The 16,286-nt window shown below is 43.8% G+C and carries 14 protein-coding genes; 12 read left to right on the forward strand and 2 right to left on the reverse strand.

Annotation, left to right across the window (positions count from 1 at the left end; translation table 11 throughout):
- Positions 1-289 precede the first annotated feature (289 nt).
- From V6252_RS03500 to V6252_RS03520, 5 genes are all read left to right on the forward strand, one after another.
- Positions 290-1,417: a sulfate ABC transporter substrate-binding protein gene (locus V6252_RS03500; protein WP_341609296.1), complete on the forward strand. Its 1,128-nt coding sequence runs from the start codon at positions 290-292 to the stop codon at positions 1,415-1,417.
- A 267-nt stretch (positions 1,418-1,684) separates the two neighbouring features.
- On the forward strand, positions 1,685-2,776 hold the full coding sequence (locus tag V6252_RS03505) for a sulfate ABC transporter substrate-binding protein (RefSeq protein WP_102093604.1): 1,092 nt from the start codon (positions 1,685-1,687) through the stop codon (positions 2,774-2,776).
- 223 nt (positions 2,777-2,999) lie between these two features.
- Positions 3,000-3,884, forward strand: coding sequence for a sulfate ABC transporter permease subunit CysT (cysT, locus tag V6252_RS03510; protein WP_057760265.1), 885 nt, complete (start codon positions 3,000-3,002; stop codon positions 3,882-3,884).
- Position 3,885: 1 nt separating this feature from the next.
- On the forward strand, positions 3,886-4,836 hold the full coding sequence (gene cysW / locus V6252_RS03515) for a sulfate ABC transporter permease subunit CysW (protein WP_341609297.1): 951 nt from the start codon (positions 3,886-3,888) through the stop codon (positions 4,834-4,836).
- Positions 4,837-4,932: 96 nt separating this feature from the next.
- Positions 4,933-5,655: a sulfate/molybdate ABC transporter ATP-binding protein gene (locus tag V6252_RS03520; protein ID WP_082624600.1), complete on the forward strand. Its 723-nt coding sequence runs from the start codon at positions 4,933-4,935 to the stop codon at positions 5,653-5,655.
- A gap of 166 nt (positions 5,656-5,821) precedes the next feature.
- Here the strand turns inward: V6252_RS03520 and V6252_RS03525 are convergent, their stop codons facing one another.
- Positions 5,822-6,151 (reverse strand): ArsR/SmtB family transcription factor, encoded by a 330-nt coding sequence (locus tag V6252_RS03525; RefSeq protein ID WP_057760261.1) that lies wholly within the window; start codon positions 6,149-6,151, stop codon positions 5,822-5,824.
- A 389-nt stretch (positions 6,152-6,540) separates the two neighbouring features.
- Here V6252_RS03525 and V6252_RS03530 point away from each other — a divergent pair, with 389 nt between their 5' ends.
- The 3 genes from V6252_RS03530 (at position 6,541) to bfr (V6252_RS03540) (ending at position 8,151) form a co-directional block, all read left to right on the forward strand.
- Positions 6,541-6,732, forward strand: a complete 192-nt coding sequence (locus tag V6252_RS03530) for a (2Fe-2S)-binding protein (protein WP_101205900.1) — start codon at positions 6,541-6,543, stop codon at positions 6,730-6,732.
- Positions 6,733-7,114: 382 nt separating this feature from the next.
- Entirely contained in the window at positions 7,115-7,603 is a 489-nt protein-coding gene (bfr, locus tag V6252_RS03535) for a bacterioferritin (protein ID WP_057760257.1), read from the forward strand.
- 68 nt (positions 7,604-7,671) lie between these two features.
- Positions 7,672-8,151: a bacterioferritin gene (bfr, locus tag V6252_RS03540; RefSeq protein WP_057760255.1), complete on the forward strand. Its 480-nt coding sequence runs from the start codon at positions 7,672-7,674 to the stop codon at positions 8,149-8,151.
- Between the two features lie 177 nt (positions 8,152-8,328).
- Here bfr (V6252_RS03540) and V6252_RS03545 read toward each other — a convergent pair whose 3' ends face one another.
- Positions 8,329-9,705 (reverse strand): DHA2 family efflux MFS transporter permease subunit, encoded by a 1,377-nt coding sequence (locus tag V6252_RS03545; RefSeq protein WP_341609298.1) that lies wholly within the window; start codon positions 9,703-9,705, stop codon positions 8,329-8,331.
- 341 nt (positions 9,706-10,046) lie between these two features.
- Between V6252_RS03545 and yghU the strand changes: the two genes are divergently transcribed.
- The 4 genes from yghU (at position 10,047) to V6252_RS03565 (ending at position 16,222) form a co-directional block, all read left to right on the forward strand.
- Positions 10,047-10,868: a glutathione-dependent disulfide-bond oxidoreductase gene (yghU, locus tag V6252_RS03550; RefSeq protein ID WP_341609299.1), complete on the forward strand. Its 822-nt coding sequence runs from the start codon at positions 10,047-10,049 to the stop codon at positions 10,866-10,868.
- A 264-nt stretch (positions 10,869-11,132) separates the two neighbouring features.
- Entirely contained in the window at positions 11,133-12,425 is a 1,293-nt protein-coding gene (locus tag V6252_RS03555) for a DUF1176 domain-containing protein (RefSeq protein WP_341609300.1), read from the forward strand.
- A 604-nt stretch (positions 12,426-13,029) separates the two neighbouring features.
- Entirely contained in the window at positions 13,030-14,700 is a 1,671-nt protein-coding gene (locus V6252_RS03560; protein WP_179799169.1) for a DEAD/DEAH box helicase, read from the forward strand.
- A 277-nt stretch (positions 14,701-14,977) separates the two neighbouring features.
- Positions 14,978-16,222: a DUF819 domain-containing protein gene (locus tag V6252_RS03565; RefSeq protein ID WP_341609301.1), complete on the forward strand. Its 1,245-nt coding sequence runs from the start codon at positions 14,978-14,980 to the stop codon at positions 16,220-16,222.
- Positions 16,223-16,286: the final 64 nt, after the last annotated feature.

Below are 16,286 nucleotides of genomic sequence, written 5' to 3' on the forward strand. Positions count from 1 at the left end.
TGACGTACAAATAATGGTACAGCCTACCCAAATCATAGTCTACTTAATAAACCTGTCAGCAACTACTCAACCCATTTTATTCTTAACGATGCAAAATGATGCAAAACGATTGCTCCTATCACTTATGCCAACTTCACTAGTCGATAAGCTAATTCGTCACTAAGCGTTTGCTATTTATGCTGCTAGCATAGCTTGCATCATCCCGACAACCGAACTCAAAAGATTGTAGGCTCTGTGATGATGGTCAAGATTTTGACAAAACGCTTCTAATACTTTTATCGAGAGCATCATGCAAAAAAAATTCCAACAAATCAGCATTGCTAGCATTCAATCAACTAATAATAAGCCTGTAAAAGCGCGTGTACTTGCCACCAGCGGCATGCTCGCAGCAGCGATGATAATGACAGGCTGCAGTCCAACAGAAGCAACGCAAGATGACGCGGCAAATAGTGCCAATGGCGGGACACAGGATGTCAATTTACTCAACGTCTCCTATGATGTGTCTCGCGACTTTTATAAAGACTACAACACCTTATTCAGTACCGACTACCAGAAGACTCACCCAAATAGCAAAGTAAATATCAATCAGTCGCATGGTGGCTCTAGTAAGCAGGCGCTCTCTGTTGCCAATGGTCTGCAAGCGGATGTGGTGACCTTTAACCAAGAGAGCGATATGAATCTATTGGTGGAAAAAGGCTTAGTCGCTGCTGACTGGCAGCAAGCACTACCAAATAATGCCGTGCCGTACACCAGCACCATGGTGCTACTGGTTCGCGCTGGTAATCCAAAAAATATCAAAGACTGGTCAGATTTGGCCCGTAATGATATCGATGTGGTCATCCCGAACCCGAAAACCAGTGGTACAGCGCGTTATGCCTTCTTGGGTGCTTATGGCTACGGCTTGCACCAATTCAAAGAAAGCAGTAATGAAAATCCTGTAAAAACTAATGACTTTATCAAAAAGCTGCTGGCAAACGTGGTCACTTATGACAATGGGGCACGTGCTGCGACGACTAGCTTTACCCAGCGTGGTCTAGGAGATGTGTTGATCACGACCGAAAATGAAGCACATTTGACTGCAGAGCAATTTGCAAAGGGTAACGTTGACATCGTATATCCGAGCTATTCGATTACGATTGCCAACCCAGTAGCAGTCGTAACGGCAGTGACTGAGAAATCTGGTAAGACGGAAGCGGCTGGTACTTATCTAAAAGGCTTATGGGATAAGCCTGCCCAAGAGCTCATGGCAAAAATGTACATGCGTCCAAGTGATGAGCAAATTTTAGCTGCTCATAAAGATACTTTGCCTGATATTGAGACGTTTGAACCTGTGGCTGTGTTTGGCTCATGGGCAGAGATTATGGATGCTTTCTTTGTAGATGGTGGCCGTTTTGATCAGCTGGCAAGTACTAAGTAGTCGTTAATTCTTAGTTTATATAACTATCTATCTTAGCTGCTTTCAATAAAACACGACAAGATAGATAGGGCGCATGCCAGTACTAAAACCATTAATAAACAAACAGTCAGTTATACATAGAGATTATTTTGACAACTTATTGATATGTCTGGCTTTGTTTACTGGTTATTCCCTTTTGGCAATAACATACGCATATTCATCATTAAACATAATAAGATGGCGCTGTTAGCATACTTGCATTACACAACAGACATCTTTGAGGTATTTATGACAGACGTAGCTCGTTATCAACAGAAAAGTAAAACTCTTAGTGCCTTGAGTATTGCTGGCGTTGCTTTGACTCTTGGTCTAGCTGGCTGTAGCAACAGTGAGACTACTGAGGCCGCAGCTGATGGTTCAGCGACGACAGAAGGGCAAAATATCGAGCTACTTAATGTCTCATACGATGTGGCACGTGACTTCTATAAAGACTACAACCCGTTGTTTGTGGAACACTACAAAGCTGAAAACCCAGACAGCAATATCCTAATCAAACAGTCACATGGCGGCTCAAGTAAGCAAGCACTATCTGTTGCCAACGGTCTACAAGCCGATGTTGCTACCATGAACCAAGGTTCTGATATTGAGCTGCTCGAGAAAAAAGGCTTGGTTGAGTCAGATTGGGAAAGCAAATTCCCAGACAATGCGGTTCCGTTTACCAGCACGATCGTATTCTTGGTGCGTAAAGACAACCCAAAAAACATCAAAGACTGGGAAGATTTGACCAAAGACGGTGTTGAGATTGTCATGGCCAATCCAAAGGTGACGGGTAACGGTCGTTATGCGTTTTTGGGTGCATACGGTTACGGTCTACATGCTTTTAATAAAGATGAAACAAAAGCTAAAGGCTACGTAAAAGACATGCTAAAAAATGTCAAAGTCTATGAAAACGGCGGACGTGCAGCAACGACGACTTTCGTACAGCGCGGTATCGGTGATGTACTGGTCACGTTTGAAAATGAAGCCAACCTTGCAGCGACTGATTTTGGTGCAGGTCAAGTAGACATCGTGTATCCAAAATACTCGATCAAGTCAGAGAGCCCTGTGGCAGTTGTGAAGACGGTAACAGATAAAAAAGGCACTACAGACGCTGCCAAAGCGTATCTTGATTACTTATGGAGTGAGCCTGCTCAGCAGCTAGCGGCCAATCTATATCTACGTCCTAGCGTTAAGAGCGTGCTTGACAAAAACGGTGACAAATTACCGCCAGTTGAGACTTTCCGCCCGAATGATGCCTTTGGCACATGGGATGAGATTATGAGCACTTACTTCAGTGATGGCGGTGTATTTGACCAATTGGCAATTAATGCACCTCAGTAATTGCTAGCCAATTACTTAGAGCAGCTACTACGCTAAACACTTAAACGGATTAACTCAATTATTCGTACAGTCAGTCATGAAGCACCCCATAAAGGACATGGTCGTACGCACTATGTCCTTTATATCATAAGCCGACCAATAATAATTTTGATAACAATGGTAATAATGGTCTTACAGTGAGCACCCTCGCTAAGTACCATCAGTTAGGCAATAGGACATCACTATGAGTGCAACATCTTCTTCTGCCAGTAAGCCCGGCAATAAAAAAGGTTGGCTGACCCGTTTGCGTCAGCGCAATGTGCTACCCGGGTTCGGTCTGAGCATGGGTATTACTGTCTTTAGCTTGTCGTTATTGGTGGTACTACCGTTTGCCATGATGGCTTATACCACGACGCAGATGGGTTGGACGGGCTTTTGGGAAACCATTACCCAGCCACAAGTCACTGCCGCTATCAAGCTGAGCTTATGGATGTCGTTTTTGGCGATGCTGACCAATATGGTATTTGGTACGTTGGTCGCATGGGTGCTTGTGCGCTATGAGTTTTGGGGTAAGTCACTGATTAATGCCTTGGTGGATTTGCCATTTGCACTACCAACAGCCGTTACAGGTATCTCGCTTGCCACTTTATATGCGCCTAACGGCTTGATTGGTCAATGGTTTGCCAAGTTCGATATTCAAGTAGCCTTTACGCCGATAGGTATTTGGCTAGCACTGGTTGTGGTGAGCTTTCCCTTTATCGTCCGTGCAGTGCAGCCCGTACTCGCTGAGCTATCGGTTGAGTTTGAAGAAGCGGCTGCGGTATTGGGCGCTAATCGTTTGACGACTTTTCGTAAAGTGATTTTGCCAGAGCTATTGCCAGCTTTGCTGATGGGCGCAGGTATGATGTTTGCCCGTGCCACTGGTGAGTATGGCTCAGTTATCTTTATCGCGGGTAATATTCCGATGCAGTCTGAGATTTTGCCGCTCATTATTATCAGTAAGCTTGAGCAATTTGATATTCAAGGGGCTTCTGCGGTTGCATTATTTATGCTACTCATATCATTTGTTATCTTGTTGACCATCAATATCATGCAGTGGAAACTGTCGCGCCGTGTAGGAGCTCGCTAATATGCAAATATCTAATAGCTACGACTACCAAAGCAACGCCGCGACCAAAGATACCCCATGGATACGTCGTACTTTTATTGTTATTGCGGTGCTATTCATGATTGTCATGTTGGTCATTCCATTGCTAGCTGTGTTTTACGAAGCCTTTAAAAATGGCTGGCAGTTATATATCGCCTCGTTGGTCGATCCTGAAGCCTTACAAGCCATCAAGCTTACGCTTATCACGGCAGGCATTGTCTTACCGATTAATATGGTAATGGGCATCGCAATTGCATGGTTGGTTACACGCTATCAGTTTAAAGGTAAGCAGCTGGTCACCACTTTGCTAGATTTGCCATTTTCGGTATCACCAGTGGTTGCAGGTTTGATGTTTGTGCTGCTGTTTGGACTGAACTCTACTATCGGCGGTTGGCTTGAGAGTATGGGTTTCCAAGTAATATATGCGGTGCCTGGTATTATTTTGGCAACGTTGTTTGTGACCTTTCCGTTTGTTGCACGTGAGCTGATCCCATTGATGCAAACTCAAGGCGACTCTGAGGAGCAAGCAGCATTAACCTTAGGTGCGACTGGTTGGCAGACGTTTTGGCATGTGACACTGCCTAACATCAAATGGGCGCTGCTATACGGTTTGATTTTGACTAATGCACGCGCGATGGGTGAATTTGGTGCCGTCAGCGTGGTATCTGGTCACATTCGCGGCGAGACCAACACCATGCCGCTATTGGTTGAGATTGCCTATAATGATTATAACTTTACCGCTGCGTTTGCCTTATCGAGCATATTGGCTGCACTTGCCTTGGTGACGCTACTGATTCAGCAAGTCATGACCAAGATACAAGAGCGTAAATTTGCCAAGTCTGAGCGGCTTGCCAGCGCACCTGAACTACCAGTGAGTGCCAACGCAACGGTCGCTACTGAATCGACGAGTGCGGACAGTACTGGCAAGGCATAACTGCCATTATCTGATGAATGATGTTAATACTACGGATGCAGTCGCTACTCAGCTACTTGCCACGATACGACAAAAGATATAATAAGAGATACGATTATGAGCATTGAGATTCGCAACGTTAATAAAAAATTCGGCAATTTTACCGCTTTGGACAATATCAATATTACGGTGCCGACTGGCAAACTGACGACGTTACTAGGCCCGTCAGGCTGCGGTAAAACCACCTTGCTACGTATTATCGCGGGTCTGGAATATGCCGACTCTGGACAGGTATTGTTCGATGAGCTGGATGTGACCAATACTCCAGTCCAAAAACGTCATATCGGCTTTATGTTTCAGCATTATGCGCTGTTTCGCCATAAGAACATCGCGGATAATGTGGCGTTTGGATTGACCTTGTTGCCAAAAAACGAACGCCCGAGCAAAGCTGATATCAATAAGCGCGTGGCAGAGCTGTTAGACCTCGTACAGCTACCACAAGTTGCCAATGCTTATCCGCATCAGCTATCAGGTGGTCAGCGCCAGCGCATAGCGCTAGCACGTGCACTTGCTGTTAAACCGAAGCTACTGCTGCTAGATGAACCGTTTGGTGCACTAGATGCCAAAGTCCGTAAAGAGCTGCGCACATGGCTAAAAAACATCCACCATGAGCTTGGTATCACCAGTATCATGGTGACGCACGATCAAGAAGAAGCACGTGCGGTATCAGATGAGATCGTCGTGATGAATCAAGGCCGAGTAGAGCAGGTGGGCACGTCAGAGGAGCTGATACACCAGCCAGCCAATGCCTTTATCAGCGACTTCTTAGATCTTGTATAATTATTTGACCTAGCGCAATTTAGGTCGAATTATCAATAGCTGAGCCAAAAAAAAGACCTACGAAAGTAGGTCTTTTTTGGTCTGGAGCATTGCCGCAGATTTATTGTCTTAAACGCTTTTTATAAAGCACAGTCAAAGAACCAAAAATCTAAGCGGACAATAGTATCTAAGCAAGATCCGACACATCTCTACTAGTGCCTCTAGGAGTGATTTGCTCGTAGGTGATGTCTAAGATATCTTGACACCAATCTGGTAAATCATCAGCGACCTCATACCACATCCAAGTACCATCACGTACACAGCTCAAAATACCCAATTTTTTCAAATGGTTTAGGTGGCGTGATATCGTTGGTTGTGGCTGGTCAAGCATATCTACCAAATCACCCACGCAACGTGCTTCTTTTTTAAAAAGAATTTGAAATATTTTTAGACGTGTCGGATCAGATAGGACTTTGAATAAATCGATAGGTCGTATCGTAAAATTATTATCAGACATAGGAGAATTCCAATGGGCTTCGTTAATAGGGGTTCAATATAACAGCAGTTATCTACAAAATCGATTAAAAAATAAGCAAATTTACAGTTCATCGTCAATTCACTACCTTTGACAATATTCGGTTACACGCACACTTATATCCACTTACATAAATGAACTGCCTGTAATACAAGGATACTGTCTCAACGAATAAATATATCGAATGTGATTGAAAATGATAATAATTATCGTTATTATACTGCAAGCGATAAACGTGATTTCAACGGCTAATTTTTAATTGCTAGAAAACAGTAAATTATCCGTTTATCAATGACACTTATCACAAAAGTTTTTTATACAAGTGTCGTATGCCGTCATTATCGAATAGTGGTATTCCGAGGAGCCAATCCATGTACGTATGTATCTGCAACAACGTAAAAGAAAAGCAAATCAAAGCAGCTATTGCTGCAGGTGTTGATACGCTCGATGGTCTAAAAGATACGCTCGATGTAGCAACGTGCTGTGGCTGCTGCGAGCCGATGGTCAATGACTACCTAGACGAACACCATGCAAAACTCGATAATCTAGCGTACGCCGTTTAAACACTGTTAATCACAAATTCTCATTATCTAATGCAATAAAACCTAACACGATAAATTATATTCAGTATTTTGCATTTAACTCTATTTATTATACATAAGGAGCAGGGTGCAAGCGTCCGTATAACCTCAGTCATACACCAACACGAACTATATTAAATAGGCTCATACTAGTTGTAGCTAATTATGATTCTCAATTAGCATCTTATTCTTAGTTCATAACGTTACACCCTATACTGCGCCTGTATGCTACTATATTTACCTGAGATTAGAAGCCATTTTATTGATTTTGATTTTTACTGATCAGTTTGCCAATTATGCTATCCTTATATAATAAATTGTGGATGTATGGTGATCGGTAAAAATAAATAGGGGAGTACGCGTTATGATAGGTAGCCAGAAAGTCATTGATTATTTGAATTTCTTACTAGGTGGTGAGCTTGCCGCTCGTGACCAATATTTTATTCATTCAGAGATGTACGCTGAGTGGCACTATGGCAAGTTATACGACCGTATCCATCATGAAATGGAAGACGAAACGCTACACGCACAGAATATCATCCGCCGTATCTTGATGTTAAGTGGCACGCCAAAGATGTCGGTCGACGCTATCCATATCGGTGCGACTGTCCCTGAGATGTTGCAGTTTGACCTAGATTTAGAGTACCAAGTACAAAAGCATCTAAAAGAAGGCATCGCACTTTGCGAAGCAGAGCATGACTATGTCACGCGTGAGATGTTGGTCGAGCAGTTGAAAGATACCGAAGAAGATCATGCGCATTGGCTTGAGCAGCAGCTCCGTCTCATCGACATGATTGGTCTACCGAATTACCTACAAAGCCAGATGGCTGAAGTCACTCCTAATATTGTCTAATATCATCCTACATATAAGTAGCATTCACAGTATTTAGCATAAATAACAGAGATTAAGGGAGAAAGGTAATGACAGGGGATAAAGAAGTTATTCGCGCGTTAAACAAAGTACTTGGGCAGTCATTGATTGCCATCAACCAGTATTTTTTGCATGCACGTATTGCACGTCATTGGGGTCTAGAGGCGCTTAATGACTCATTATATAAGCAATCTATTGCTGAGATGAAATGGTCAGACGACCTAATCGCTCGTATTTTATTGCTAGGCGGTTTGCCAAACTTGCAGGAACTGGGCAAGGTATTGGTCGGTGAAGATGTACCAGAAATTATCGAGTGCAACTTACGTCTTGAGAGACAAAAGTTCGATATTATTACTGATGCCGTCACCTTATGTGAGACCAAGTCTGACTATGTTTCTCGCCAACTATTAGTCACGCTAAAAGATGGCAATGAAGAGTATGAAGACTGGTTAGAGACGCAGCAGGACTTGATAGAAAGTATTGGTGTAGAGCGCTACATCCAATCGCAAATGAGTGATGATGACGCATAATATTTGTTGATGTAAGTCGTTATAAAAAAAGCCAGTATGAGATTGATAATCCAATCGCATACTGGCTTTTCTCTGTCTATAGATAAGCTGTTTTTAACATTTTGGCTATACAGAATAGAGACGTGTCGTACGTAAAGTCTCACTTAATAGAAAGCTTGTCTCGATTGAAGACACATCCTAATATAAACCGCGTCCATCCTCAGGTTTCAGACGTAAAAAATACAGCCCCGAGAGAATGGTCAAAATGCCCAATATCCAATAAGTGGTTTGGAACGCTACTAGGGTATCCATCTGCAGACGCTCACGTAATAGATTCAACACAGCAGCACCGAACGCAATACCAAAGCTAATCGCTAATTGCTGATTGACCGCCATTAAGCTATTACCGCTACTGGTTTGTGTGCCCTGTAAATCGCCAATCGTAATCGTATTCATCGCACTGAACTGCATAGAGTTGCAGGCACCCATGACGGTCAAGATGGGTATAAACCATAGCCACTGCGAGGCATCATTAAACTGCGCTAGCACAATGATAAGCGAACCCATAAACAAGGTATTGTAGACAAGAACCTTACGATAGCTAAACCGTTGAATAATCTTGCTAACCCAAGGTTTGATACCTATAGCACCAACCGCAATCGGGGCAAGCAACCAACCTGCCTGCGAAGGCGAGTACTCAAACACCACTTGGAGTAATAAGGGCAGCAGAAATGGCACTGCACTGATACCAAGCCGCGTAAACAAATTGCCTGTAATACCAATTCGAAAGGTGCGAATATCAAACAAGCTCAGTGGAAACAGGGGAGCTGCTCGCCGTTTGGCATGCCAGACGTACGCACCGATCAATAGACTTGCGCCTAACCCAAGCAACAACCCATAAACCCCGCGACCTGTCTGCGAACCAAACTCAACAGCCAGTGTGAATCCGCAGGCAGCGGCGGCAAACAATACAAACCCTGTCCAGTCAAGACGCTTAGTATCTTCATATAGCGCTGGCACCAGTTTTTTGCCCATGATAAAACCTGCCACACCCATCGGTATATTGATCAAAAATATCCAATGCCAGCTGGCATATTGCACAATATAGCCACCCAATACTGGACCGACTAGTGGTGCAACCAAAGCAGGTATTACAGCGAAATTCATCACAGTGAGCAGCTTATTGCGCGGATAAGACTTAACCAATATCAAACGAGCGACAGGCGTCATCATGGCACCGCCGATACCCTGTACCACACGTGAGGCAACCAAAAAATCTAGCGTTTGTGACGCCGCGCACAGTAATGAGCCAATACAAAAAATGATGACCGCTGATAAAAATACGCGGCGTGTGCCATATTTATCCGCTAAAAAACCACTGATAGGGATAAAAATCGCTAGGGTCAATGCGTAGCTGATGACGGCCCACTGCATCTTTAGTGGCGACTCACCCAGTGCTTGCGCCATTTGTGGCAACGAGGTATTCAAAATAGTAGCGTCTAAAATTTGCATAAATAGCGCTACCGCTAGTACGTAAGGTAGGTATTTCTCTTGAGTTGGGGTGAGCGTTACCATGTGAGTCCCATTGAACGTCTCGTTATGGAATAAGAAAATAGCGGATTTGCGAGCAGATCACTATGCAAGCTGAGTAGTATAAGAAAGCCTAGCTCATAATAAAAGTGACTCAAAGTAACTGATATAAGATAACTTATATAAGAGCAACGATGCGAAAGGTAGCTAATAAAAAGGCAAAGAGGTGAAATAAGACAAAAAGCCGGTGCCTGCTAATAGCTTATCTTCTTTTACTTTAGCAGTAGAAACACAACATTGATTACAAGAGAGGACTTTAATATCGTTACGAGTTCTCGTTATAGTAAACCTTCGCGGCAGTCATAAATACAAACCGAGGATAAATTATGAGTCAAGATAATAATAAATACGTACCACCAAAAGTTTGGACGCAAGATAAAGATAATGGCGGCAAATTTGCTAGTATTAATAGTCCAACGTCTGGAGCTCGCTATGATAAAGAGCTGCCTGTTGGCGATGCTCCGTTACAGCTGTACTCATTAAACACACCAAATGGTGTCAAGGTAAACATACTATTAGAAGAGCTGGCCGAACTTGGTATTGACGGGGCAGCATATGATGCCTACAAAATTGATATTTCTAAAGGTGAGCAGTTTGGCTCAGGGTTTGTAGAGATAAACCCTAATTCAAAGATTCCAGCTTTGGTCGATCATTCTACTGATACAGCAGGCGAGCCGATAGCACTGTTTGAGTCGGGCGCTATCTTAATGTATCTAGCAGAAAAGTTTGATAAGTTCCTGCCACTGTCTACTGGCAAAGCGCGAGCAGATTGTCTGTCTTGGATTATGTGGCAAATGGGTAGCGCGCCTTTCTTAGGTGGCGGCTTTGGGCACTTTTATGCGTATGCGCCTGAACCTTTAGAGTATCCAATCAACCGCTATACGATGGAAACCAAGCGCCAGCTCGATGTATTAGATACGCATCTAAAAGACCATGAGTACCTATGCGGCAATGATGAATCTGATTACAACATTGCGGATATGATTGTCTGGTCTTGGTATGGTCAGTTGGCACTAGGTAAGCTCTATGACGCAGCAGAATTTTTACAAGTAGAAGACTATAAACACTTGCAGCGTTGGGCTAAGAAAATCGCTAAACGTCCTGCGGTTAAACGTGCAGTAGCGCTAGAGCTAAAACCAATCGACTAAACTAAGTATCCAATACAGTTTAGATCTAGTAGTACAGTTTAAGCATAAACAAACCTTAAACACAGCAGCAAGGCTGATAAGCAAATAGCTTATCAGCCTTTTTATTTATATTCATAAAAATGAATATATTTTATGCTAGGTCTTCCTTTTGTCTTTACACAATGATACATTAGTACAACAGATAGAAACACTAGTGCGTTAAGATAGCCGAGCACCATTACAATAGACAGGTGTTTATACTTCTTCTACTGAAAGGTGATGATTATGAAAGACAATAATTATATAAACGATATGTCGCTATCAAAAGGCGCTGATTTAACTGGTGTTAGTAGGTCAGGGATTACCTATGACGATAATAAGTATGATGACAATAGCTATAAAGATAGTGCCCAGTTTAATAAAAATCCCAAAAACATCACTGTAGAGTATTATTCAGACAACATACCTAAAAAAATAAAAGAACAACCCGCCTATATGATAAAAAATAAAATATTACTGCCTGTACTTGCAGCGCTTAGTACCGCTTTATTTAGTGCCACCAGTATGGCCAGTACATCGACTGAGTTTACCAGTCAAGACTGGCAAGTCGCCTGTGATAATACGCGTACGTGCCGGCTGGCAGGGTATCAAGCAGAGAATAACAGCGAGTTCCCGGTTTCTATATTGCTCGTACGCCGTGCAGGTGCGAATGCTGGCGTGGATGGTAAAGTAAAGCTTGGCGGGGCAAAGGACAGCTCGTCTAAGGCCCTAATGCAGCTCGGTAATCGTCATCGCATCTCGTTGTTTATTAATGACAAGGATTATGGCGAGACTAAGCCGTATTCAGCGGCCGCAGGTAACGCTGAGCTTACTCAAGCGCAGGTAACTGCATTGTTAGAGGCGTTGACCAAATCTAGCAAAATTACGTTGGCCTTGCGCAATTCACGTTGGCAGCTCTCTGACAAAGGTGCCAGTGCTGCCATGCTAAAAGCCGATGAGTTCCAAGGTCGCGTTGGTACATCCAGTGCTTTTATTAAAAATGACGATGCTGTTAAATCTAGTGGCGGTATATTGCCTCCCAAAGCTGCGCCAGTACTGCGGTTTGCAGTGCCAAGTGCCAAGGCTGATGATGGTAATGACAAAAAGTTTGTGATGAGGTCCTCTCAGTTGGCAGCGTTGGTAAAAGGCACAATGAAAGATGCAGACAGCGTTTGTCCCAATCTTTCAGACAAATCACCTTGGCGTATCAGTCGTCTAAATGGCTCGAAACTGTTGGCACAGCATGAGTGCTGGACGGGCGCTTATAACGCTGGAGCAGGGGTTTGGGTGATCAATGATAGTAAACCTTATAAGCCAACGTTGGTGACGACCAATGCTACTGGCTACGATAAAGGCAAGCTTACCTCTGTACAAAAAGGGCGCGGCATCGGTGATTGCATGAGCAAAACTGATTGGCTATGGACGGGCCGTGCATTTGAAAAAAGCCATGAAAGCACCACTGGACTGTGCCGCTTAATCGAGGCAGGCGGGGCGTGGCAGCTACCTACTTATGTAACAGAAGTTAAAGTAGTACGATAGATAAATCGCTAATAGTTCATTTACTTTAGTTATTCAATTTTGCTTTAGTTATCAAATAAAATACCTAAACTTGTTTATTATCAACACTGTTAGTGCTTATTTACTCAGTAACTGAAGAAATAGGTACATATATTTTTTTATTGTGCTATACTGCGTCGCCACGTTAGCTTAGGCTTTCGTGAATTATGAGATTGATAACATCGCCTGCGATTTTGGGTCTAGGATGACCATAAGTAATTGTTGCCGATGATTTTGTGTACTTAAATAACCTTTAAAAATATCCGTTATTTTTGACTCATATCTTATCTACTGGCCTATAACTAGGGTCTAGATTGGTTGCTGTTTGCCTTTATCTGCTTTGGACAAAGCATTGATAATGAGCGTATATCAAGCAAGGATAAGACACTCGGCACTACCACCAAAATACGTCAGACAGCACGAACGCATTTATTATAAAGACGCTAAGCTCTATTGGCTTGGTTTCTAATTATCGACAATTTTATATTGCTCGGTAATGCTAATAAGAGCAGCGTGGTGAACGGTTATCAGTGGTATGCATCAAGTTTGCTGAATTTACAGCAACTTATACTTACCAAGGATTCTTATGACTGACATCTTATCTGCAATCGCCGCTGAAAACGGCATCATCGAAAGCACTGACACTCCAAATACTGATAATAATACTCAAGCGGCTGCTACTGACGCCACTGAAGAAAACAAAATCACTTTTACTGATCTTGGCATTGCTAAGCCAATTCTTACTGCGCTTGATCGCAGTGGCTATACCAATCCAACCCCTATTCAAGAACAAGCTATTCCTTTTGCTCTAGCCGGTCGTGACCTTTTATTGTCAGCGCAAACGGGTAGTGGTAAAACAGCGGCTTTCGTTATCCCTGTACTTGACCGTTTGAGCCGTGCTACTAGCTTTGACAAACTAACCAAAGCACTTATCCTAACGCCAACGCGTGAACTTGCTCAGCAAGTACATGACAGCGTTCGCACTTATTCTAAAGACATGCGTGGTCTATTTTGTGTGCCATTAGTTGGCGGCGCACCATACAACGGTCAGATCACTGCTTTGAAAAAAGGAGTTCAAGTAATCGTTGCAACTCCTGGTCGTCTACTTGACCATATCAATGCAGGTCGCGTTGATTTGTCAAACCTAGAAGTATTGGTACTTGACGAAGCTGACCGTATGCTAGACATGGGTTTTGCTGATGACATCAGTGATATCCTTCGTGCAGCGCCAATCGATCGTCAAACGATCATGTGTTCAGCAACTTGGGATGGCCCAGTAGGTAAAATCGCTGCTAGCTTCACTAAGAACCCCGAACGCGTATCAATCAAAGTAGAATCTGCACATATCGAAGAAAAAGTGTACTACTGTGATGACTTTGATCACAAAAACCGTTTACTTGACAAAATCGTTTGCCAGCAAGATATGGAACAAATCATTATCTTTGCTGCTACCAAACGTAGCACTGAGAAATTGGCTAAGCAGCTACAAGAAGCGGGCCATAAAGCAAGCTTCCTACATGGTGACTTGCCACAGAGCAAGCGTAACCGTATCGTTCAAGACTTGCGTAATGGTAAAGTAAAAATCCTAGTAGCGACTGACGTTGCTGCTCGTGGTCTAGATATCCCAGCTATCTCGCACGTTATCAACTATGACTTGCCGCGTCAGACTGAAGATTACGTCCATCGTATCGGTCGCTGTGGTCGTGCTGGTCGTACTGGTGTTGCTATCAGCCTATGTAGCATGGATGATCGTCCACAGCTTAACGCTATCAACCGTTATTTAGATCGCAAAATGGAAGTATGTGTTATCGAAGGTATGGAGCCTAAGAAAACTTACGTACCTAGCGAAAACAAAGGTAATGGTCGTGGCCGTGGTCGTGGTCGTTCTAACGGCGGTGGCGGTCAAGGCCGTGGTCGTTCAGGCGGTGGCTATGCTGGTAAATCTAGCGGTGGTGGTCAAGGTCGTGGTCGTTCAAGCGACAGCGCTCCAACTGGTCAACGCGCTAGCAACGACAGCGGTTATCAAGGTAAGCCACGTGACACGTCAGGCAAACCAAATGAGCGTTCAGGTGGCAAGCCGTATCAAGGTAAGCGCACTGGTGGCCCAAGCCGCGGTGATAGCAATGGCGTTCCACGTGGTGAGCGTGCTGCAACTGGTCGCGGTCGTCCAAGCGGTAGCCAAGGTCGTCCAGCTGGTCGTTCTGACAGCCGTGGCCAAGGTCGTCCAAACGGCGGCAACCGTGGTAACAACTCGTAATACAGCTATATTTGACGATTAAAATCATTGATTCATTAATCATCTAAAAATAGCAATAAAAAAGCCAGATACTTGTTATCTGGCTTTTTTGCGTTTACCTGTTTTATATTGCTCAATAACGGGCGTATGACGTTACGTGTCTAGCCGTCACCTTGCTATTTATCCTGTCAAATACTACTCGGCAAATCCTAGCTAATAGTCGATGGCTGCTTGCAGGAGTTTTTTGCCTTGTCTATACTGATTTACTTTTGCCCGTTGTCACTCTTGGAGCGCCTTGATGCCTGCCACCTCAAACTTAGCGATTGATAATTTGCCATTAGCCTTTGGCATTATCATGGCCATTATTAGTCTGGTTTTTTATACCCAAGGCTTACCGGGTAAGTTTTGGCGTCGATTTTATGCCGTACTGCCTGGTATTGTGCTTTGCTGCTTTATACCAGCCACTTTGAATAGCTTAGGCGTGTTTGCCGATGGTATTGGTTCGCAGATTTATGGCTTTACTGCAACTTACTTACTGCCAGCAAGTTTGCTATTAATGACCTTATCCATGGATGTACCTAAAATATTGGGCTTAGGCTGGAAAGCGATCGCGATGTTTTTTGCTGCCAGTATTGCTATCGTCATCAGTGGTCCGATCAGTTTAGGCGTGGCTAAGTGGATATCACCTGCGATGTTTACCGATGATACGTTATGGCGTGGGTTCTCGGCCGTAGCGGGCAGCTGGATAGGCGGCGCGGCCAACCAAGCAGCGATGAAGGAGCTGTTTGGGGTCAGTGATGATTTGTTTGGTATGATGATTTTGGTCGATACGACCAATGCCTCACTGTGGCTGCTGGCTATTTTGGTAATGGCTAAACACAGCGATAAGATAGACCGTTTTTTGCGCGCTGATACCAGTAGCATTGATAAAGTAGTCAAAGCCGTCGAAAGCTATGAACGTGATCATGCCCGCCCAGCAACCATCAATGATTTGATGGTGATGTTTGGTTTATGCTTTGCCATGGTCGGCGTTGCGCACTTTGTCGGTGGCCAGATTGCAGAGTTCTTTGCCCCTTATAGTTGGGCCGTTCAATATAGCTTTGCCAGCTCGTTCTTTTGGATGGTGGTAATTATTACGGTAATAGGTGTTATATTTTCGTTTACTAAGATACGTAGGCTTGATCATGTTGGCGCATCAAAAATCGGCACGGTATTTATCTTTGTATTAATCGCCGCAATCGGTATGCAAATCAATCTGGCAGGTATCGTCTCACAGTGGCGTTTGCTGCTTATCGGTTTACTATGGATGAGCATCCATGTCGTTATCATATTTGCTGTCGCTCGACTCATTCGAGCACCGTTTTTCTTTTTGGCAGTTGGCTCTAATGCCAATACAGGCGGTGCATCGTCAGCCCCGATTGTCGCTACTGCCTTTCATCCGTCGCTAGCGCCAGTAGGCGTGTTTTTGGGTATTTTAGGTTACGCAGTAGGGACATTTGGTGGTTATATCAGCACCCAATTGATGCGCTTGGTTGTGTCTTAATACCTAAGTTGTCAGCTTCTTAGCAACTTAATAGCATTTCTTGCTAAACGAAACCCGCCTTGAT

This window comes from Psychrobacter proteolyticus, from assembly GCF_038155145.1.
GTDB lineage: Bacteria > Pseudomonadota > Gammaproteobacteria > Pseudomonadales > Moraxellaceae > Psychrobacter > Psychrobacter proteolyticus_B.

What these genes read in the sequence shown, in the direction of transcription:
- V6252_RS03500 (WP_341609296.1), top strand. Translation starts at nt 290, where the DNA reads ATGCAAAAAAAATTCCAACAAATCAGCATTGCTAGCATTCAATCAACT.
- V6252_RS03505 (WP_102093604.1), top strand. Translation starts at nt 1,685, where the DNA reads ATGACAGACGTAGCTCGTTATCAACAGAAAAGTAAAACTCTTAGTGCC.
- cysT (WP_057760265.1), top strand. Translation starts at nt 3,000, where the DNA reads ATGAGTGCAACATCTTCTTCTGCCAGTAAGCCCGGCAATAAAAAAGGT.
- cysW (WP_341609297.1), top strand. Translation starts at nt 3,886, where the DNA reads ATGCAAATATCTAATAGCTACGACTACCAAAGCAACGCCGCGACCAAA.
- V6252_RS03520 (WP_082624600.1), top strand. Translation starts at nt 4,933, where the DNA reads ATGAGCATTGAGATTCGCAACGTTAATAAAAAATTCGGCAATTTTACC.
- V6252_RS03525 (WP_057760261.1), bottom strand. Translation starts at nt 6,151, where the DNA reads ATGTCTGATAATAATTTTACGATACGACCTATCGATTTATTCAAAGTC.
- V6252_RS03530 (WP_101205900.1), top strand. Translation starts at nt 6,541, where the DNA reads ATGTACGTATGTATCTGCAACAACGTAAAAGAAAAGCAAATCAAAGCA.
- bfr (WP_057760257.1), top strand. Translation starts at nt 7,115, where the DNA reads ATGATAGGTAGCCAGAAAGTCATTGATTATTTGAATTTCTTACTAGGT.
- bfr (WP_057760255.1), top strand. Translation starts at nt 7,672, where the DNA reads ATGACAGGGGATAAAGAAGTTATTCGCGCGTTAAACAAAGTACTTGGG.
- V6252_RS03545 (WP_341609298.1), bottom strand. Translation starts at nt 9,705, where the DNA reads ATGGTAACGCTCACCCCAACTCAAGAGAAATACCTACCTTACGTACTA.
- yghU (WP_341609299.1), top strand. Translation starts at nt 10,047, where the DNA reads ATGAGTCAAGATAATAATAAATACGTACCACCAAAAGTTTGGACGCAA.
- V6252_RS03555 (WP_341609300.1), top strand. Translation starts at nt 11,133, where the DNA reads ATGAAAGACAATAATTATATAAACGATATGTCGCTATCAAAAGGCGCT.
- V6252_RS03560 (WP_179799169.1), top strand. Translation starts at nt 13,030, where the DNA reads ATGACTGACATCTTATCTGCAATCGCCGCTGAAAACGGCATCATCGAA.
- V6252_RS03565 (WP_341609301.1), top strand. Translation starts at nt 14,978, where the DNA reads ATGCCTGCCACCTCAAACTTAGCGATTGATAATTTGCCATTAGCCTTT.